Source organism: Acinetobacter sp. YH12040, assembly GCF_013420005.1.
In the GTDB taxonomy this organism is placed as follows: Bacteria; Pseudomonadota; Gammaproteobacteria; order Pseudomonadales; family Moraxellaceae; genus Acinetobacter; species Acinetobacter amyesii.
Map to the genome: position 1 here is coordinate 292,571 of NZ_VOZB01000001.1, position 20,638 is coordinate 313,208.

The window sequence follows — 20,638 nt, forward strand, 5'->3', positions numbered from 1 at the left end:
CACTCACCAAATTCCTTTTAAATCTGAATCGCATCTACGCTGTTGCGGCATGCACGGATCACGCTCAATGCTGCCAATGTTGATGTTTTGGGATTGCTCTCCAAAGGCACACCAATCATTTCAATACTCATTTGACCAAACCGCCCTTGGGCAATAATGGTATGTTTGTTTTGGTTAATATGTGGATCGACCGTTAGCTCAACCATGGTTTCATCCATGCCGATACCCGCCAATGCAATGGTGGCAGCCACGTTGGCATTGGCTGGAAAATGCAATGCCGCTTCACGCGCAGTACCGGTATAAAAAACGGTGGCTTCAGTCACTTGATCTAAATCAATGAGCTTTTCTGCATAACTGCCACGCCAACTGTTTGGACTTTTGCAGCCTTTATAAGTGACCTTTTCCAATCCACCTTCTTTGGCCGCTGAAATGCCGTCAATTCCTGCAATCGCACCTGCCAGTAAGTGAATGTGTGCACCCGAATGTTCAGCGGTATTTTGCAACTCTTCAAAGAAAGCGCTGTCAGCCAAAGTGCCCACAGAGATCAGGCCAATGTTCCAGCCTTTTGCTAAAACTTTCGTGGCATGTTCTTTCACCGCAGCTTGGCCTGCCACTTCAATCACATAGTCGGGCGTGCCATCACAATCGTCGATATCGGAAATGACCTGCACATCTGCGGCAAGCGCGTCCTGTACACTGGCAATACTGCGCTCTGGTACCACCACCCATTTCAATTTAAGGTCTTTGGGCAAATGGCTGCGAACCTCATTGGCCATTGCGCCAAAACCAATCATCATCAGCTGTTTCATATGCCCACCTTATAAATGCTTGTTAAAGCCGCCAGAAACATCGATTGCGGAACCTGTGGTATATGACGCCATTGGCGATGCCAAGAAAACCAAAGCGCGCGCGGGCTCTTCAGGTTTGCCTAATCTCTCCATTGGAATACCTCGTTTTTTAGCGATATTGCCAATCCATTCTTCCCACGTTTGATTTTGATCAGAACGGGCTGCAAAACGGCGTTTCCACTGTGCAGATTCCACCATGCCCAATAGGATTGAGTTGACACGAATACCGTATTGAGAAAATTCATGCGCCAATGAATGGGTTAAATTCAACAATGCTGCACGTGCAGATGAGGTCGCTATCATGTGCGGTTCAGGCTGCAACGCTAGTAATGAATTGACATTGGTAATCGATGCACACTCTGACTGCTGCAATGCCGGCAAAAATGCGCGGATAGGATGCAGCACACTGAAATATTTCAATTCAACTTCTTTCAGCCAATCTTCATCCGCAGTATTTTCGAAGTTTGAAACACGACCTTGGCCTGCGTTATTAATTAAAATATCCACGCCACCAAATTCTTTTTGAACTTGATCTGCAAATTTTTTCACATCAACTTTATCTAAAACGTTGCAAGTTGAGGTAAAGACTTTGGCATTTGGGTACCGTGATAAAACCTGTGCTTTTGACTCATTCAAACGCTGTTCGTCACGACCACACCAAGCAACTTGTGCGCCTTCGGCTACCAAAAGCTCAACCGTTGCCAAGCCAATACCAGACGAGCCACCGGTGACTACTGCTTTTTTGCCTTCTAATTGGAAGCTCATTTTCCTATCTCACATCCGTGCGTCATGTAGCGACAATAAAATTTGGTTAAATTGCGCTGCTTGATCCAAATAACTCAAGTGGCCTGCAGCGGCAATTTCGTAGCATGGATTCAACTGAAACTGATCCGCCAATGCTTGAATATCCTGTGGAGGCGTTATGCCATCCGCCATGCCTTTAATCACATGAATATTGTACTGTTCTGGGTTTAAATAACTTTGAATCGCGTCATAGGCCAAAAGATACGATGCATCAGTAAAGCCTTCTAATTGAATGTTTTGCATCACTGTTTCAATCAGCGCTAATGCCTCTGCTGAAGCATTAGCAACCAAATGCGGCCCACGTGATTGCGCCATGCCTGATGCGCCTAAGGTCTGCAGCATTTTTGGACGCTTTTCAAAGACATCCTGCTGCTTTTGTGCATCACTACCTTTATAACCCTGCGCTGCATTGGCAAGGACCACTGCATCTACCATGTCTGGATAGCGTGCATTAAAGGCTGCTGCCTGCATTGCACCTAAAGAATGACCGACCAAAATCATTTTGTTTTGATCCGGAGCTGATCCTAAGTTCAGGCCTAATGCAGTCAACATGCCTTTTAAACGCTGTGCATAATCTTCTGCATTCGGCTGTTCTGCAGCTAAAGGATCTGACTGGCCATAACCCGGTGCATCCCATGCAATCACATGAAAATGATGACTCAAATCTTGCAACTGCTTGACCCATGAACCTGAACCCGAACTGATGCCATGCAGCAAGACCAGAACTTTGCCTGCGCCTGCCTCACGGTAAGATTGCTGTACACCGTCAAACTGAACGGTTTTTAATTCAAACTGTGCCAATTGCTCAACTAAAGTCATCTCTTTTCTTCCTAAAATTAACGCTTGATTTGAGACAGAGGGTGTTCAGGCGGATAGTTCGGAATCGTCGGCTTGCCAGTACCTAGCATTACGCACATTAGGGCATCTTCACTTCCTGGGTTAAATAAGCCGCGGTAAATCCCCGGTGGAATTGAAATCAAGTCACGTTCTTTTAAGCGGGTTGAAAACTTCTCGCCTTCATGTTCGATAAAAAGATCAATTTCACCACGCAGCATAAAGAACACTTCTTCTACATCGTGATGAATATGCAACGGACCTTCGCACTGCGGTGGCAAGACCATAGTTGAAAAGGTAAAGTTTTCTGCAGGCACCGTATTTCCATCATTTGCTACACCTGTTGCACCTGTCCCCATATAACGCATTTGCGCACGGCGGTATTTTGGGTCGTAATCTGCTTGGAATTTGAGTGCATCATAATCGTATTGACGCGTTTCAAAGCGAGCGATGCGTCCGCCAATCCATTCTTCTAATGTTTGACCTTCAGGCTGTTTCCAAGATTCAAATTGCTGTACAGACATGATTCTCTCCTTATTTCAGCTCACTGCGATTTCATAAAAGTGGAGCTGGATCTGATCTAAATTGTTCTTACCGTCAGCACCAGTTGCTTTAAGCGTCATGACGGTCATGTATATCGGTTAAATAAAAGTAAGGGCTGATTTCTTGGCTTTAACTTTGGCTCAAGCCTTAATAACGTTTCAGCAATGGCGCGAGGAAGAAGGAACCGATCACGGCGACTGCTGCCAAGAAGGTAATGCCAATATTGAAACTACCGGTTTGCATTACGATCGCACCAATTAATACCGGTGCCGCTGCACTGGCAAAGTTACCAAGACCATTGAAAATACCGCCTGCTGTTGCGCCTACATCTGCTGTAGTAATACGTGCTAACAGTGCAAATACTGCTGCTACACCGAAGCCCCATGCCATAGCACTTAGAGACATCGCTAGAATCACCATCACAGGATCAGTTGCAATCACCATGGCATACATGAATATCCCTGCAATCAGTAAGCCACCGCTCACTTGAATCGCACGTTTGCCCATTTTGTCCGAAAGGAATGCACCAGCGACTTCACCCACTAACATCGCAATGAATGGAAGACTTGAGTAGGCACCGAATTCTTTTAAGTTAAAGCCTTTGTCTTGAATTAAGTACGAAGGCACCCAGCTGTTTAAACCCCAGAGGTAAGTCATCAATGCAATGTTAAAGATGCACAGTAACCAGAATGAACCGTTGCTTAGCAAAGTCTTGGTATGCGCCACATGGGTACGGAAATTTACGCGTTTACCAACACCTTCCAAATCCACTGTGCGTTTCAACTGTAGGTTACGTAGGCCATACACAATCAGTATCAATACAATGAAGGTCAATGCCCCCATAACAAAGAACGTGGTGTGCCAGTCATAGTGCGCCAAAACAAATGCAGTAATCGGAAAGCCTAGGAATGCGCCAATGGGAGTTCCGAGGAGGAACATTGTCGAAGCACGCGCTTGCTGACGGTCGGTATAGGTTTGTTTCACAATGGTATAAGCCAAAGCAAACAATGGGCCTTCTGCTAAACCGAGCAGAACGCGCAGCGTCATCATCGTAGAATAATCTGTGGTGAAACCCATCAAAAACATCAATAGGCCCCAAGAGGTCACACTCCAAAACAGCATTTTTTTAGGACAGAAAATATCGCCTAAAAAGCTCAGGAACATTGACGAAAAACCGTAAGCCAGCAAAAAGCTCGTCATCAGCCAGCCTAGTTTTGCCTTGTCCTGTGCAATGCCCATCGCATTTTGGAAGGTTGCATCTGAAAACAAGACTGCAATACTGATTTTGTCAAAGAAAGCCAGTACCACGCAGATCATTAAAATGATCGCTGGGGTCCAATGCTTTAATCCTGTTTTTGCATCATTATCCATGGGTAAATCCTTTCATTCATGGGCTAATATTTTTTAAACGCTTATTTCAATTTCATTAAATTAAAGTGTGGATCTTGCAATTGAGCTGGATCCAATTCGCGCTGGCTGGCCATCCATCGTTTTGCCAGTTTGATTAATTTTGAATCATTCACTGCGATCATATTCAGCAGCTGTTGATTTGCATCTAAATAGAAAAAACTGATTTGCGTTTCTGTAGTTTTACGAATCACCACCTGATGAGTTTTTTCAGGCTGATAAGTCCCTAAAATCTGAATGTTGCATTGATACTGATCTGACCATAACCAAGGTATATCCTGATAGGCTGTCATCTCACCCAACATTGATTTTGCTGCAGAAATAGCCTGATTTTGCGCATTCGCCCAAGACTGAATGCAGTAACCGAGTGATGGATGAATAGCCACATCACCTGCAGCATAGATATCTACATCTGAGGTTTGTCCATATTCATTTACCACAATGCCGTCTTTAACTTCGAGTTCAGCTAAAGTAGCCAATTCTTTTGCAATTTCTGCACCTGCGCCGACCACCACACAATCAAACTGTTTTAATTTAATGTCTGCATCAAATACTTCAACATGATGATCTGCAGTTTCAATCAAATGCAATTTGGTCGCATTTAAATGAATCGCTGTACCATTGCTTTCATGCAAGTGCTTGAGAAAATCAGAGACTTCTGGGCTGACACTGCGTGCGCAAAGGCGTGAACCGTATTCAAAAATTTCGACCTGCTTGCCCTGCTTACGCGCAGTCGCAGCAATTTCTAGACCAATCCAACCACCGCCAATCACGGCAATATGTTCAGCAGCTTTAAATTTTTCTGTCAGCTTTTGGCAGTCTTGAATATCACGCAGGGTGTATACATTCTGCATGCTCGACCAAGCTGAAACAGGAATACGCGCTCGGCTTCCTGTCGCAATTAGTAATTTGTCATAAGGCAAAACTTTGCCGCTTTCCAAATGAACGGTTTTATCCGCTTTATCCAGTTTGACCGCATGATCTGGCTTATGCCAAGTCACTGAAAAATCATTCACCTGCTCCTGAGAAAACAGATTCAAGCTTTCTACTTCTGCTTCTTGTGACAGCACTTGCTTTGACAATGGTGGACGTTCATAGAACACCTGCTCTTCATTTGAAACTACGTGAATTTCACCGTCAAAGCCTTGACCACGTAAAGTATGTACTGCCCATCCTGCAGCTTGGCCTGCACCGACAATCACTATTCTGTTCATGCTGATCTCCTTATCACCATTTACCTTAGGCAGGCTTTACTTGACGGCGGGTTTCATGGTCCAAACCACCTTCAATTGCCCATTCGGTAAATAATTCCAAGCTGTGCTCTTCTACACGCGGCTGCCATGCTTCAGTTAGGTAATCATCATTGGTGTAGTACTCAAACGCACCACCCAATGGAGAATTCACATACCAAAAATATGCAGATGAAATCGGGTGGCGACCCGGACCAATAAAGGTTGACCAGTCTTGACGATTCATACTTAAACCGCCGCCAATGACTTCATGAATATCACGGACCACAAATGCGACATGGTTCAAGCCCGCTGGTTTATTCGGCACGGACAATAAGAACAAATCATGATGGAAACCTTCGCCGCGGCAGCGTAAGAATGCACCGCGCTTACGGTAAGCATCGGATAAATGGAAGCCAACTTTCTCAATATAAAATGCTTGTGTCGTTTCCAAATCTGGTGTGAAAAACACCACATGACCAATGGCTACCGGTTCTGCTTTTTCATACACAGGACTAGCTGCATTCACACGCTGTATATTGCCAAATTGGTTAATGCCTTCTGTTTTTGCTTCTGGCAATGCATGCGTTATGCTTTTTTCAAACACAATGGTCATGCCGTTAGGATCGCGGCACTGCACATGCGATGCTGAACTTGCAAAACCCGGCTCATTGGCTAAATTTGCTTTTAAACTGTCAAAATCTTGATCATTTTCAACACCCCATGTTACTTCACGTAGTGTTGAACCGGCTTCAATGGCTGGCGGTAAACGTGCATCAGAAGTATCAAAAAGATACAGTTTGCTGCCATTTTGCGTTTGATATAAATCTGTACCATCAATATCTGTTGCCACCGACTTTAAGCCAAAATCAGCTAAAAATGTCTTTGCCTCTTGGCGGTTTTCGACACCAAATTTAAGGACTTCAATTCCTGTAATCATGTCTTGCTCCTTAATTAAATACGAAACCGCCATTCACAGGAATATTCTGTCCGGTCACAAAAGATGATAAATCTGAAAGCAGATAAATCGCTGTGCCGTTCACATCCTGCGGAAGTTGTTGACGCTGTATTGCTCTTCCATTCACATACAAATCATGGCGTGATTGCGGGACATATTCTGTGGCTTCGACTAGTGTTAAACCTGGGCTGATGGTATTCACACAGATATTATCTGCGCCTAACTCACTTGCCATTGAACGGGTCATCGAAATAATGGCGCCTTTACTTGCAACATAAGCCATCAGCTTTGGTGCGCCCCACAGCGCTGTATCGGAAGCAATATTGATAATTTTGCCCTGCCCTGACGCTTTTAAATGTGGTACGCAAGCTTGAGAAACCAACCAAGTGCCTTTAACATTGACCGTCATCACACGGTCCCAAAGCGCTTCGTCATAGCTCATCATGTCGACACCGCCCACCCCTGTCGCCAAAGCAGCACAGTTGATCAAGCCATCCAATCCACCTAAAACACCTACGGCAATTTGTACGGCATTTTGAATCGAATTTTTATCGCTCAAATCAATCATGACAGATGAGACTTTTAAGCCATTTTTCGCCAAGCTTTGCGCTTCATCATGCACTTGATCGGCCAAGATATCAGCCATCACCACCGCAGCGCCTGCTTCAGCAGCCGCTTGGGCGAAATCAAGTCCTAGGCCGCGCGCAGCTCCGGTAACCAAGATGCGCTTGCCGGCTAAAATCTGCACATTAGCCATTTGACGCTTCCTTCATTTCAATGCGATTTTCATCTTTCACTTCACGCAGCGCTAAGATTTTTTTGATTTGCTTTTCCGCCTCTTTTTTCATCAGGCGGCGTAAGCGAGATAAGCCTACATCGTGCTGATAAAGGAATTCGTGTTGACGTGCATTGGGCGCCATGTTTTCTAAGATAATGCGGTCTTGTTCCAGTACATCCCAGTGCAATTGCTCAAGATGGTTACGGTACAAGAAGCGCCATACATTACGCTGCCAGCCAGAGACTTTACGGCAGCGCCAGAAAAATACGCGCGTGTTGTCGGCATCAATTGGAGTTGCAAAACCGACAATCCAAAACTCACCACCCGGACCAAAAGACTTACGGTAAGGAATCGATAAACGCAACCATGCTGCACCCGTTTGACCATATTCAACCCAGTCAAAGTTCACACCAGTTTGGCCTTCTTTTTCAAAGACAAAACCATCTTGGGTTGCGCGGTGCTTCATTTCTGCTGTACGTTCACCTTCCGCCATCGAGTGCGATGTGCAATGAAGGTATGTGCCGTGCATCGGGTCCATCACGTTATCAATGGCATATTGATGATTCACTTTCCAATCCGCCATACATAAGAATGAGCTCCACTCATCACTTGATAGCTGATCGGGCAAATTAAGTTCCGCAGGCGCTTCTGCAGCATCAAGACCAAACCAAATAAAGATTGCATCATTCATTTCTTTGACTTGATATGATTTTACGCAGTCGCTGCCTTTGAGCGGGCAATCATGGACTGCTGGCACATCTTCCACCACGCCGTCATGACGCACTTCTACACCGTGATACCAGCAAGCAACCCGATTACCCAAATTCCAGCCTAGTGATAAACGTGCGCCGCGGTGTGGACAGCGATCTTCTAGTGCATGCACCGCGCCTTGTTCATCTCGCCAGACCACAATATTTTCGCCTAAACGAGTAATCCCAACTGGATTTGAGCCCACTTCCCAACTTGCTAAGACTGGATACCATTGATCACGCAGGCCAAGATCCAAATATTGTTCTAAATTAATTTCTGCAGTCATGATGAAATCCTTTTCTTAATAGCCTAGACGCTGCATTTCTTTCGAGAAGCTCTCAGTGGTCCAAACCTCTCCTGCTACTGTTCTAAACCCTTGCTGATTCAGTGCATCGGTTAATGCATCCAGTTCTGTCACATCGTTATTGAAGGCTTGAATTAAATGCTGCACAAAATCCAATTCATATTGGCTCGGCGCGCGGCTGCGGTTTTGCCAAACCAAATGTTCAACCTGACCCGGAATTTGAATATTGTTAATGCCTGCGTCATTCGAAGGCGTTGCGTTAATCCATTTAGCTAGCTTTTCGTTAAATGCTTTCATGTGAATATTTCCTTTTCTTCCTTCAGCCTTAGAGTTGAATTTGAACTTCACCGTTTTCAACGCGTACTGGGTAAGTACATAAATCTCTGCAACCAGGGCCACTTTCCAAAGCCCCTGTTTCCAAGTTGAAAATCGCTTCATGCAGCGGGCATTCAACTGTCAGTCCTTCAATGAAGCCTTCTGTCAGTAACGCAAATGCATGCGGGCATACATTTTCAACCGCGAAATAATTTTCTTCGATAAGAAAGACACCGATCTTTTTGTCTTCGACTTCAACCGCTTTTGGCTCTTCATCAGCGACTTCATTCACTTTGCAAACAGATATCCAGTTCATATGCTCATCTTCCATGTTTTATATGCAAAACAATATTTAATATTTGAAACATTGATAATAGGATAATGCGTGAGCAATTTAATTGTCAATTTTTATAAATTTATATATTTCATCAAGATAGTTAAAAAACACATTTTGCAATGTTTTATTTACAAATAAATGTTTTATATATAAACATTGCGATCTCATTTTTAGGCCGCTAAAATAGCCCCAATAGGTTATTTATTTTTATATAAACTTGATCAAAGATGAGCTTGGCAAATGAATTCAATTAATAACGATGCCTCTTTAGAGAAAGAAACTGAATCTTCCAATGACGAGCGCTATTTAGTCCCAGGCTTAATTCGTGGCTTGGCCATTTTAAAATTATTCGATCAACATCATCAGGAAATGACCATTTCTGAAATCGCGGAAAAAATAGATGTAAACCGTTCCAGCGCTTTTCGTTTAATTCACACCTTAGAGCACTGCGGCTACCTGCGAAAAATGTCGCAAAAAACCTATGCGCTCAACAGCAATGTGATGGAACTGGGCTTTAACAGCTTATCTAAATCATCACTGACCGATTTGGCTGCGCCGATCATGCGCGAACTGCGTGACCGAATTAAAATTGCGGTGCATTTATCGGTTTTAGAAGGCACAGATATTGTTTTCGTCAGCAATGTTCAGTCCAATGGTCCATTTACCAGTACCGTGCATATCGGCACACGCTGGCCTGCACATGCAACGGTGATTGGTCAATTGATTTTGTCGCAACTTTCGGAAGCTGAAGTCATCAAGCGTTATGAAAATATTCAAGATTGGAAAATATTTTCGGAACGTACACCGCGTAATATTGAGGCTTTATTAGAACGACTACGTGAAGTACGCAATCAGCCATTTATGGTGAGCTGGGGACATTTCAATACAGATATGGCCGCTTGTGCTGCGCCTATATATAGTCAGGCAAGTGGGAAAATGAGCGCTATTTTGTCGGTCAGTTGCCCTTTGAGCACCTATACAGAAGCTCAATTCCGTGGAGAAGTTGCCAATACCGTCATAGAATGTGCCGATAAAATTTCAAAATTCATTTACGTCTAAATAGATGGAATCACTTTAAACATCTCGAAATCAAGCATTTTGAGATGTTTTTAAATGACGCTCAGTAGCTCAACATTTAGATAAAATTCATCAATCAATGGTGACTTTATATTGTTGTATTGCCGATACAGTCTACAGTTTCTGTCTTAAGTTTCCACGCGATAAAAATGATTTTGCATAAAGACGCCAAACATAGAAGCAAATAATTGCCGATCTTGTTCAGCTTGAAAGATGCCCCCGAAATAGTCCCGATCTGTGGTTAAAATTAAATCTAAGAATGTTGCCTGCTTGGGAACGGCACCCTTTCTTTGGCAATATGCAAAATATGCACTGACATCTTCAAATAAAATCCACCACTCATGTGGACTTCCAATCTGAACGCCACCTAATGAATGCTCTAGATCAAACATCGCATTAAGCAGATATTGAAAATTTTGCTTTGAACTTTGAAATTGAAATCTCGGATAATCTGTTGTTAGATTTAAATCGATCAAATGTAAATGGACGCTCCGAGCACGCTCTAATCTACTTTTAACTTTTAAATATTGTTGATAACGACGTCGATCTTTTGCTGTGACCAAAGTTAAGCGAGACAAATCCATATTGTCGTGTAAATCACTGAGTTTTACTTCACACGCAATTGCATTTTTAGCAGTACGCTGCGCAGCTTGAAATCGGTTCTCACCGGCTGTTTTAGTCAGTGCTAGTATCGCGTCGATAATATGGGCTTGAAAACCCATAGCACGAAGCTCATCCGTCGTTGTCGCAGTATCTTCTAAAATGTCATGTAATACAGCGACGATTTTAGCATCGGGATGTTGCACATTTTGCATCACACGAAGTGGATGCTGAATATAAGCTTGACCCGCTTTATCGACTTGTTCGAAATGGCGTTCAGTCGCCAATGAAATCGCGTTTTCTAAAGTTGAAATAAAGAATCTCCCCTTCGTGGTCTTTTTTATTTTTCTCCATCATATTAACCAATGAATACATCTATTTATAGCTCTAAGTACGCCCCTAACGACACAGATTGACTCGTAAAATACATATCTACCGTGAATTATCGTGAGCTAGATCTTTTGCAAATAGTTCTATGCCATTCGCGCCAACATTTCCAAAGTAATTTTTTTCACCTCTTCTTTACTTTGCTGAATATGGCTGCGCATTTTCTCTAATGCCGCTGTCACATTATGCCCAAGGATCAATTGTAAAATCTGTTGATGCTCTGCATAAGTGGCTTCAATTCGATAATCTTTAGAAAAATCTAAACGGCGAATAATACGGATTTTTTCACTGACGTCTCGATGCACCTTTGCCATTTCACTATTACCGATTGCTTCAAGCAATTGGCAGTGAAATGCTTCATCTTGCATCGATAAAGTTTTTAAATCATGCAAAAACTGCTCAGGCGGAATACACCACACATTTACTAAGTCCTGTAAAGCCTGTTTGAGCTGCTCTGATTCCATTTTACAGAGCTGCTCAATGGCATAGCATTCCAGCAAAATCCGTAAATCGTACAGTTCTTCGTAGGCTTTAAAATTGAGTGGCTTCACTTCCCAACCGCTGCGAAAATGCACCCTTACATAACCATCTTGCTGTAAACGGTATAAAGCCTGCCGTACGGGTGTACGGCTGACTTCATACAATTCTGCAATTTCAGATTCGGTAAAACGTGCACCAGGTTTGAGCTGAAAATCAAAGATATCGTTTTTTATTTTTTGGAAAACCAGCTCAGACAAGTTGTCTGAGCTTTTCCCAACAATAGCTGAGCTCATGTTTATTCCATATAAACTAGCGGTTCACCGCTATGTACCGTTTGTCCTGCACGGCAAATAATCGCTTTCACGATACCATCATCATCGGCATAGACTGGAAGCTCCATTTTCATCGCTTCAATAATGGCTACAGTCTCACCTTTCTTCACAGACTGTCCAGCTTCGACAAAAATTTTCCAAATGTTGCCGGTCATCGATGCATTTAAAGCTGCATACTGGCTATAGTCGGTATCATCTTGCAGGATTTCCATTTCCGCAGGTGCATCAAACTCATCTTTCCAGCGTTCAACTTCAGTTGTAAATGCCTGCTGCTGCTGTGCTTTAAATTCGGCAATACTGTCCTTCTCTGTTTCCAAAAAGGCTTGATAGGCTGCAAAATCAAATTCAGTTTCTTCAATTTTGATTTCCGCCACACCATTGGCAAAGTCGGCACGGAATTGATCCAGTTCAGCTTCGGTTACTTCATAATATTTAATTTGATCAAAGAAGCGTAAGAACCATTGCTGATCGCCAAACTGTTTGTTCTTTTTAAACTTATTCCAAATAGGCAGTGTACGGCCAATCAACTGATAACCGCCCGGTGAGTCCATGCCATAGATACACATGTACATACCGCCAATACCCACTGTGCCTTCTGCAGTAAAAGTACGTGCAGGGTTATATTTCGAGCTGAGCAAACGATGACGCGGATCAATTGGCACTGCACAAGGTGCAGTTAAATACACATCGCCCAAACCTAAAATTAAGTAATTTGCATCAAAAAGAATGTCTTTGACTTGCTCACGACTGTCTAAGCCATTAATGCGCTGAATGAAATCGACGTTATTTGGCAACCAAGGCGCTTTGGCACAGACACTTTCTTGATAACGTTCCACAGCACCTAAAGTGGCCGAGTCCTCAAATGCCATCGGCAAGTGAATAATACGGGATGGAATCTTGATTTGGCTCAAATCTCCCATCTCATTTTCGAGTCCTAATAAGAACTGGATTAAATTCGCTTGGCTGAAACGCAATCCATCATATTTAATTTGCAGTGAACGTACACCTGGTGAAAGCTCTAAGATTCCATCAATATTCGCTTCACGAATGAGCTGCATCAGTCTATAAACACGTAAGCGCAATGCAAGATCGAGGACATTTTCGCCATATTCCAACAAGATATAACTGTCACCTGCCTGACGATAGACCGCTTTTGGCGCATGTGCATCCGCTTCACGCACAGCCAATATCCCTTCAGGCTTGCATTCAAAATTGACCAACGCTGACTTTTCAGGTGCTTGAGCAAAGTTTTGGATATCGGCAATTTGCTGAACTTCCAATGCATTGGCTTGTTCAACACTCATCGGATAGAAACTAATACTGTCATCTGCCTTAAGTTGACCAATTTTCCAAAGTTCAGCTTTGGCAATCGTCACTGGGCAAACAAAGCCACCGAGGCTTGGGCCATCTTTAGCCAAAATCACAGGGAAATCACCGGTGAAGTTAATCGCCCCAATAGCATATTCACAGTCATGCACATTGGATGGATGCAAACCTGCTTCACCACCATTTTCACGTGCCCAGCTTGGGGTTGGGCCTGTTAAGCGAATGCCTAAACGGTTTGAGTTAAAGTGTACATTCCATGTTGAAGCAAAAAATTCTTCAATATATTCAGGTTTAAAGAAATCTGGTGCGCCATGCGGGCCATAGAGCACACCAATTTTCCATTCTTTGCCATAGCTTGGAATACGGTCTGCAGCTAAAGCTTGCGGTGCTGCTGTTGCAATTTCCAATCCATCTAAAGGCAAGCTTGGATTGACCATTTTAATCATGTCACCTGCACGCAGCACTCGCCCTGCATGACCGCCAAAATTACCCAATGCAAAGGTTGAGCGGCTGCCTAGATATTCAGGTACATTTAGCCCGTTACGGATCGCAAGATAAGTACGGCAACCCGACTCAACTTGTCCAAGTACTAATGTTTGCCCTGCTTTGATGCTGATCGGTTGCCAAAAATCGACATTCACACCATCTAGAGTCGCGCTACATGGCGCACCTGCAAGGGCTACAATGTTGTCTGCATGAAATTTTAGACTCGGCCCTTGTAAGGTAAACTCAAAGCCTGCTGCCGATTTTGGATTACCGACAATTTGATTGGCCAACTGAAATGCATAATCATCCATCGGGCCTGATGGCGGTACACCAATATCCCAATAGCCCACACGCCCCGGATAGTCTTGAATCGTACTTTGCGTGCCCGGTTGCAGCACCTCAATCACATTTGGCACATATTTAAAATCATCCAGCAGACGTGTCCAGATTTGCATATTTTCAAAGCGTGCATCTGAAACTACGGTATGTGCATAGTCTAAGTTGGTGCTGATGCCATTCAAACGGGTTTCCGCCAAGGCTATTTTTAACTTAGCAATCGCACTGTCTCGATCTGCAGCATGCACAATAATTTTGGCAATCATCGGGTCAAAATATTGTGAAATTTCAGTGCCTGTAGACACCCAAGTATCCACACGAATGTCTTCTGGGAAATATACATCCGTGAGTACACCAGGACTTGGCTGGAAGTTTTTCACTGGGTCTTCCGCATAAATGCGCACTTCAATGGCAGCGCCATTGGGCTGAATATTGCTAAGTTTTTCCCAGTCCAAAGCATCACCTGCCGCCACTTTCAGCATGCATTCAATCAGATCTAAACCCGTCACCATTTCAGTGACTGGATGTTCAACCTGCAAACGGGTATTCACTTCAAGGAAATACACTTCATCACGGGCAGCATCATAGATAAACTCAACCGTGCCTGCGCTACGGTATTTCACCAATTGACCGAGCTCTACAGCAGCACGGTGCAATTTTTGACGGGTTGCTTCTGGTAAATGCGGTGCCGGTGTTTCCTCAACAACTTTTTGGTTACGGCGCTGCAATGAACAGTCACGCTCACCAAAGGCAACGACTTGCCCCAAACCATCACCAAAAATTTGTACTTCGACATGACGGGCTTTATCGACAAAACGTTCGAGGAACACGCCCGCATCTTTAAAGAACTGCTCGCCTAGACGCTTTACACTTTCATACGCGTCTTTTAATGATTGCTCATCATCACAGCGGGTTAAACCAATCCCGCCACCGCCTGCGGTACTTTTCAGCATGATGGGATAGCCAATCTCTGCAGCAGATGCGAGTGCTTCATCCAAACTTGCCAATAAACCTGTGCCCGGTGTCATGGGTACATTGGCTGCCGCAGCCAATTCACGTGCACGATGCTTCAAACCAAACTCTAAAATTTGTTCAGCCGTTGGCCCCATAAAGGCAATGTTATTTTCTTCACATGTACGGGCAAAGTCAGCACTCTCTGACAAAAAACCATAACCGGGAAATATTGCTTCAGCGCCAGTTTGTTTGGCTGCTTGAATCAATTTTTCAATACTTAAATAAGTCTCTGCAGGTTTGATGCCCTCAAGTGAAACCGCCACATCTGCATCTAAGACATGCTGTGCATAACGGTCTGTCTCTGAATATACGGCAACCGACTGAACACCGAGTTTCTTTAATGTACGAATCGCACGAACAGCAATTTCACCACGGTTTGCAATTAAAACTGTTTTAAACATGATTATTTCCCCGAATTTTTTAATTTGATTTTGCTGTTGTTGCTTGCAGTGATTGGATATAGGCGCGCCAGCCGCCAAATTCACTGATATTTTTTGCACCGTTTAAGCCATAAGGTTCACAAATAAAGCCTTTCACCCAACGTCCATCGGCAAGCTCGATATTGCCCATACCCAGTGGTGTTGGAATTTCGGCGACAAATTCACCAAAGCGTGCTTTTGGAATATCCCAAAGCTCGACAATAATTTTTTGACCCGATTCCTGACGTGCTAAACCTGGTTTCGGCGGTACAGTGCCCGACAGTGCATAAAGGGCGTAATCGGCAGAAGTGGTTGTGGTTTCAACATGCACGGCTTGGCGTGTTGTCAGTTGGAAATTGAGTGGCATGCCTGTGAGATGTGCGCCTACGACTGCAACTCGAAAATGTTGTGCGGATGGTGCAGACATGACTGAATTTGCTTCAGGAAATGTTTTAGCTACTGCACCGAGTGGTAATTTCAAATGCTTTTGCCATTTTTCGGCAAAATCTGCTAAAGCCGTATCGTGCCAAGCCGGTGCAATGAATGTGATTCCAAAAGGCAGCCCGTCGGCACGAAAGCCTGCAGGTACAGCGATGGCACTGAGGTCTGCTAAATTGGTAAAGTTGGTATAGGTGCCAAAGTGGCTATTATTTTCAATTGGCGCTTCAGCCATTTCTGCAAGTGTGTGAATGGTTGGCGAGCTTGGCACCACTAAGGCATCAAATTGCGCTAAGGTTTGCTGAATGTCTCGAGCCAATTCTTGCTTTAAATATTCGGCATTATAAGCATCAACCGCAGTGTACTGCTGGCCTTTTTGAATAATTTCTAAAACTGTTGGATCAAAGTCGTGTACCGATGTTTCTAATAAGTCTGCAACTGCAGCAGTACGCTCTGCAACCCATGACCCTTGGTAAAGTTGGCTCGCCAATTGACCAAAAGCACTGAAATCAATTTCAGTCAGTTCTGCACCTAAGTTTTTTAATTCAATTAATGCTTGCTGAAATGCAACAGCAGATTGAGCATCGCCAAAAAAATCTAATTGTTTTGGAATGGCTAAATTTAATTGTGCGCTGAACTTTGCAGGCGCTGTAGCAGGATTCACACGTGAATAACTGTCGGTTACATCAAAACCTTCCATAACTTCTGCCACTGCAGTTGCATCAACGACAGTTAAAGCAAAAATTGAAATGCAATCTAAGCTTTTACACGCAGGCAGTAAGCCAGTATTTGAAAAGCGACCTTTGGTCGGCTTTAAGCCAACAATATTATTAAATGCTGCGGGTATACGCCCTGAGCCTGCTGTATCTGTACCGAGCGCAATCGGGACTAAACCGCGCGCCACCACACTGCCTGAACCTGAGCTTGAACCACCGCTTACATAGTCAGGATTAAAAGTATTTGGTACTGCACCAAATGGCGAACGTGTACCCACTAAACCAGTAGCGAATTGATCTAAATTGGTTTTGCCTACAATAATCGCACCCGCTTGTTTTAAGCGTTGCACCACATAAGCATCTTCAGTTTTTATGTCCGTAAATAATTTAAACGCAGCCGTTGACGCAAAGCCCACCACATCAATATTGTCTTTCACTGCAATAGGCACACCAAATAAAGGTAAGGCCCCAGCATTTTCGATTTGTTTTAAAGCGTCAATCTGTGCAGTTAATTGTTCTATAGAGGCAATTGAAATCCATGCTGGATCTGCATGGTCAAATTGCTCAACCAAGGCATATAAGTCTTCCAATTGAATTGTGTTATTCGCGTAGCCCGCTTTCCATTCTGCTAAAGTCCAACCTAAAGTTTTTATTGGGTTCATTGATGTGCTCATTCTTGTATCCAAGTTTGAATACTGTATTGCACACATCATGCCAAAATTAATTTTTTATTATTTTTCAATATCTTATTATAAAAACACCAATCATTTCCCTATTTTATTTAGGCAATATAAAACGATAAGTGTTCTATTAAGTTTCCAAGCTCCACTATTTTGGTGCATGACTTTTATAATCGTGTTTTCAATAGATTCTTTTCATTTAGATGCAGATCTAAATACAGTGAAATTACTATTGCCACTATTTATAAGCTTTCAATTTAAAGTTTTGTATCACTTTTAACTTTCAATATAAAGATTGAGAAATATTTTGAAATTTATGTGTTTGGAAAAAGATACATCAATATTGTTTTTTGAAATTGATTGGGATGAATAGAAATAGAGATATAAAAAAAGCAGTTGATTTGCAAAATTTAGTTAAACAATCAAAACTAAAAAATGGTGCGCTCAGCGGGACTCGAACCCACGCCACAGGCTTCGGAGACCTGTACTCTATCCAGTTGAGCTATGAGCGCTTATTTTGGATTGCGCACATCATAACAAAAAAAACTGTAAGGTAAAGCAACTATATAGATGTTAGGCTTTTTTCTGCTTAAGCTTTATACAACGTTCTATTTTTAAAATGCAGAATTCCATACGATTTACTTGGTTTATTTGCCCCGATATCGCACAATACTCACACTATTTATAGAGTGAATTATTTATGACTGATGCACTAACGTTAAAGCAGCTGTCAAAAACCTATAAAAACGGGTTTCAGGCGCTTAAAGGTATTGATTTAACAGTACCCGAAGGTGAATTTTATGCACTGTTAGGTCCCAATGGTGCAGGAAAATCTACCACGATTAGTATTATCAGTTCACTTACCCGTAAAACTTCAGGTTCTGTTGAAATCTTTGGCCATAATTTAGATACCCATCCCTCGCATGCAAAGCAGTGTTTGGGCGTTGTCCCTCAAGAATTTAACTTTGGTCAATTTGAAAAAACATTTGATATTTTAGTGACTCAAGCTGGCTATTACGGCATTCCCAAAAAGATTGCAGAAAAACGTGCCGAGGAATATTTAGAAAAACTTGGTCTTTGGGAAAAACGTAGTACCCAAGCACGTATGCTATCAGGTGGTATGAAACGCCGTTTAATGATCGCTCGTGCCATGATGCATGAACCTAAACTGCTGATTTTAGATGAACCGACTGCTGGTGTTGATATTGAGCTACGCCGTTCGATGTGGGATTTCCTCACAGAAATGAACGAAAAAGGTACGTCTATTATTTTAACGACACACTATTTAGAAGAAGCAGAAATGTTGTGCCGTCGAATCGCAATTATTGACCGTGGTGTGATTAAAGAAGACACCAGCATGAAAGGTTTCCTTAGTCAGCTGAATGAAGAAACCTTTATTTTCGATTTAGCCGAACCCATTGAACCGATCCATATTGAAATTATTGGTGTTCGTTTCAACTTAGTAGATCCTGTCACCTTAGAAGTCACTATGGATAAAGGCCATACCTTGAATGATTTATTCCAACTCATGGAATCTCAAGGTATTCAAGTTCGAAGTATGCGTAATAAATCTAACCGACTAGAAGAACTATTTGTCCGTATGGTCGAAAAAAATCTTGAAGGTGCAGCACAATGAATTTTAACCAACTGTGTATTGCCCTCTACACCTTAGTGTATAAAGAAATTCGCCGTTTCATGCGTATTTGGCCGCAAACCCTTCTCCCACCGGCAATCACCATGAGTTTGTACTTTGTGATTTTCGGTAATTTAGTCGGTTCACGCATTGGGCAAATGGGTGGTTTTAGCTATATGCAGTTCATCGTGCCCGGCTTAATTATGATGGCGGTCATTACCAACAGCTATGCCAATGTGTCATCCAGTTTCTTTAGTGCAAAATTTCAAAAAAGCATCGAAGAATTAATCATGAGTCCAGTGCCGTTACACATGGTGCTTTGGGGTTATGTGATCGGTGGTGTTTGCCGTGGTGTTTTAGTCGGTTTTATTGTCACTGTGATGAGCCTATTTTTTACTGAATTACACCTGACCAATATCTTCGTAACTATATATACAGTTCTCATTACTTCGCTGCTGTTTTCTCTTGGCGGATTTATTAATGCTGTTTATGCAAAATCTTTTGACGACATTTCGATTATCCCGACTTTCGTCCTGACTCCGCTGACTTATTTAGGCGGTGTTTTCTATGCCATCTCATCACTGAGTCCTTTTTGGCAAAATCTCTCTTTAATCAACCCTGTCGTGTATATGGTCAATGCTTTCCGCTACGGTATTTTGGGCCATAGCGATGTGAATGTCGGCATTTCACTGACAGTTATTACTGCATGTTGCGTTGTACTTTATGGCGTGGCGTATCATTTACTTTCTCGTGGTTCAGGAATGCGTGAATAATGAGTGTAGAACAATCCCTTTTAGGTAAAGACACCAACTACCCAACAGAATATCAACCCGATATTCTGTTTCCGATTGCACGTGCCACTGCACGTGAACAATATGCCCATGTGGAAGGCATACGCCAAGGTAAAGACTGGTGGCATGTTTTTGAAATTTCTTGGTTAAATGCTTCTGGTGTGCCTCAAGTCGCTATTGGCCGTTTAACTTTGCCTGCAAGTTCAGACAACCTCATCGAATCGAAATCTTTAAAGCTCTACTTTAATAGTATGAACTTTACCAAATTTGATTCTCAGGCAGCGTTTAAAGCAACCGTTGAAAAAGACTTATCTGCTGCAGCCAATGCCGCTGTGACTATTGATCTATTTCATGTTGATGAAGTTGAAATTTCAAAACCGCAAGGCATCTGTATTGATGAGTTAGAACCCACCCAGTTAGAAAATCATCCAAATGCAGCTTTACTCGCTTTAGATGAAGATGCAGCGCAAGAAGAAGTTGAAATTCAACTTTATTCACATTTATTAAGAAGTAACTGTCCAGTCACGGGTCAACCTGATTGGGGAACGGTATTTATACGGTATAAAGGTACTAAGCCTTGTTATCGTAGTATTCTGGCTTATATTATTTCTTACCGTCAGCATAATGGTTTCCACGAACAATGTGTGGAGCAAATGTTTGCCGATATTTGGCAACATTTAAAACCAAGTGAGCTGATGGTATATGCTGCCTATACACGCCGTGGTGGATTGGATATCAACCCTTGTCGTGTATCGGATTTAACATGGATGCCTCGCCCCATTCGATTGGCGCGACAATAAAAAAATTGAGGTTAGT

18 protein-coding genes, 1 tRNA gene and 1 pseudogene are annotated in these 20,638 nt (G+C 42.9%); 4 read left to right on the top strand and 16 right to left on the bottom strand.

The genetic code is table 11. The annotated features are described in order from the left end of the window. Window positions 1–17: 17 nt before the first annotated feature. The 11 genes from FTT99_RS01365 to FTT99_RS01415 all read right to left on the bottom strand — a co-directional run bounded on the left by FTT99_RS01365 (window position 18) and on the right by FTT99_RS01415 (window position 9,086). A complete protein-coding gene (locus FTT99_RS01365) occupies window positions 18–809 on the bottom strand; it encodes an aspartate dehydrogenase (protein WP_180076850.1) in 792 nt (263 codons plus the stop codon). A gap of 9 nt (window positions 810–818) precedes the next feature. Next, complete coding sequence (locus FTT99_RS01370) at window positions 819–1,613, bottom strand: SDR family oxidoreductase (RefSeq protein WP_180076849.1); 795 nt, start codon at window positions 1,611–1,613, stop codon at window positions 819–821. Window positions 1,614–1,622: 9 nt separating this feature from the next. After that, window positions 1,623–2,471 carry an alpha/beta fold hydrolase gene (locus FTT99_RS01375; protein ID WP_180083991.1) on the bottom strand — a complete coding sequence of 283 codons (849 nt, stop codon included), beginning with the start codon at window positions 2,469–2,471 and terminating at the stop codon, window positions 1,623–1,625. 17 nt (window positions 2,472–2,488) lie between these two features. Then, a complete protein-coding gene (locus tag FTT99_RS01380; protein ID WP_180076847.1) occupies window positions 2,489–3,010 on the bottom strand; it encodes a cupin domain-containing protein in 522 nt (173 codons plus the stop codon). A 166-nt stretch (window positions 3,011–3,176) separates the two neighbouring features. Beyond that, window positions 3,177–4,400 (bottom strand): MFS transporter, encoded by a 1,224-nt coding sequence (locus tag FTT99_RS01385; protein ID WP_180076846.1) that lies wholly within the window; start codon window positions 4,398–4,400, stop codon window positions 3,177–3,179. Between the two features lie 41 nt (window positions 4,401–4,441). After that, window positions 4,442–5,650 carry an NAD(P)/FAD-dependent oxidoreductase gene (locus FTT99_RS01390; protein WP_180129354.1) on the bottom strand — a complete coding sequence of 403 codons (1,209 nt, stop codon included), beginning with the start codon at window positions 5,648–5,650 and terminating at the stop codon, window positions 4,442–4,444. Window positions 5,651–5,675: 25 nt separating this feature from the next. Then, window positions 5,676–6,605, bottom strand: coding sequence for a VOC family protein (locus tag FTT99_RS01395; RefSeq protein ID WP_180076844.1), 930 nt, complete (start codon window positions 6,603–6,605; stop codon window positions 5,676–5,678). Window positions 6,606–6,615: 10 nt separating this feature from the next. Then, window positions 6,616–7,380 (bottom strand): SDR family oxidoreductase, encoded by a 765-nt coding sequence (locus tag FTT99_RS01400; protein WP_180076843.1) that lies wholly within the window; start codon window positions 7,378–7,380, stop codon window positions 6,616–6,618. Then, complete coding sequence (locus FTT99_RS01405; protein ID WP_180076842.1) at window positions 7,373–8,437, bottom strand: aromatic ring-hydroxylating dioxygenase subunit alpha; 1,065 nt, start codon at window positions 8,435–8,437, stop codon at window positions 7,373–7,375. Before FTT99_RS01405 ends, FTT99_RS01400 begins: the two co-directional genes overlap by 8 nt. 15 nt (window positions 8,438–8,452) lie before the next feature. After that, window positions 8,453–8,752, bottom strand: a complete 300-nt coding sequence (locus FTT99_RS01410; RefSeq protein ID WP_180076841.1) for a recombinase-like helix-turn-helix domain-containing protein — start codon at window positions 8,750–8,752, stop codon at window positions 8,453–8,455. A gap of 28 nt (window positions 8,753–8,780) precedes the next feature. Continuing rightward, on the bottom strand, window positions 8,781–9,086 hold the full coding sequence (locus FTT99_RS01415) for a non-heme iron oxygenase ferredoxin subunit (protein WP_078190446.1): 306 nt from the start codon (window positions 9,084–9,086) through the stop codon (window positions 8,781–8,783). A gap of 261 nt (window positions 9,087–9,347) precedes the next feature. On the opposite strand from FTT99_RS01415, the gene FTT99_RS01420 reads away from it, so the two are divergent. Further along, complete coding sequence (locus FTT99_RS01420) at window positions 9,348–10,166, top strand: IclR family transcriptional regulator (protein ID WP_180076840.1); 819 nt, start codon at window positions 9,348–9,350, stop codon at window positions 10,164–10,166. A 521-nt stretch (window positions 10,167–10,687) separates the two neighbouring features. Here FTT99_RS01420 and FTT99_RS16415 read toward each other — a convergent pair. From FTT99_RS16415 to FTT99_RS01445, 5 genes and pseudogenes are all read right to left on the bottom strand, one after another. Then, window positions 10,688–11,098: pseudogene (locus tag FTT99_RS16415) on the bottom strand (guanosine-3',5'-bis(diphosphate) 3'-pyrophosphohydrolase); the annotation flags it as partial. A 159-nt stretch (window positions 11,099–11,257) separates the two neighbouring features. Continuing rightward, the gene (locus FTT99_RS01430) at window positions 11,258–11,944 is read right to left on the bottom strand and encodes a GntR family transcriptional regulator (protein WP_180076839.1); all 687 of its coding nucleotides are present in this window, start codon (window positions 11,942–11,944) and stop codon (window positions 11,258–11,260) included. Between the two features lie 2 nt (window positions 11,945–11,946). Beyond that, the gene (uca, locus tag FTT99_RS01435; protein WP_180129352.1) at window positions 11,947–15,546 is read right to left on the bottom strand and encodes an urea carboxylase; all 3,600 of its coding nucleotides are present in this window, start codon (window positions 15,544–15,546) and stop codon (window positions 11,947–11,949) included. Between the two features lie 19 nt (window positions 15,547–15,565). After that, window positions 15,566–17,380, bottom strand: coding sequence for an allophanate hydrolase (gene atzF / locus FTT99_RS01440; RefSeq protein WP_180129421.1), 1,815 nt, complete (start codon window positions 17,378–17,380; stop codon window positions 15,566–15,568). Window positions 17,381–17,834: 454 nt separating this feature from the next. Then, window positions 17,835–17,910: transfer RNA gene (locus FTT99_RS01445), tRNA-Arg, on the bottom strand. 188 nt (window positions 17,911–18,098) lie between these two features. Between FTT99_RS01445 and FTT99_RS01450 the strand changes: the two genes are divergently transcribed. The 3 genes from FTT99_RS01450 to queF are packed head-to-tail and all read left to right on the top strand — an operon-like array spanning window position 18,099 to window position 20,622. After that, window positions 18,099–19,034 (top strand): ABC transporter ATP-binding protein, encoded by a 936-nt coding sequence (locus FTT99_RS01450; RefSeq protein WP_180129351.1) that lies wholly within the window; start codon window positions 18,099–18,101, stop codon window positions 19,032–19,034. Beyond that, entirely contained in the window at window positions 19,031–19,804 is a 774-nt protein-coding gene (locus FTT99_RS01455; RefSeq protein ID WP_180023368.1) for an ABC transporter permease, read from the top strand. The genes FTT99_RS01450 and FTT99_RS01455 overlap by 4 nt, the downstream gene beginning before the upstream one ends. Further along, window positions 19,804–20,622, top strand: a complete 819-nt coding sequence (queF, locus tag FTT99_RS01460; RefSeq protein WP_180129349.1) for an NADPH-dependent 7-cyano-7-deazaguanine reductase QueF — start codon at window positions 19,804–19,806, stop codon at window positions 20,620–20,622. Before FTT99_RS01455 ends, queF begins: the two co-directional genes overlap by 1 nt. Window positions 20,623–20,638: the final 16 nt, after the last annotated feature.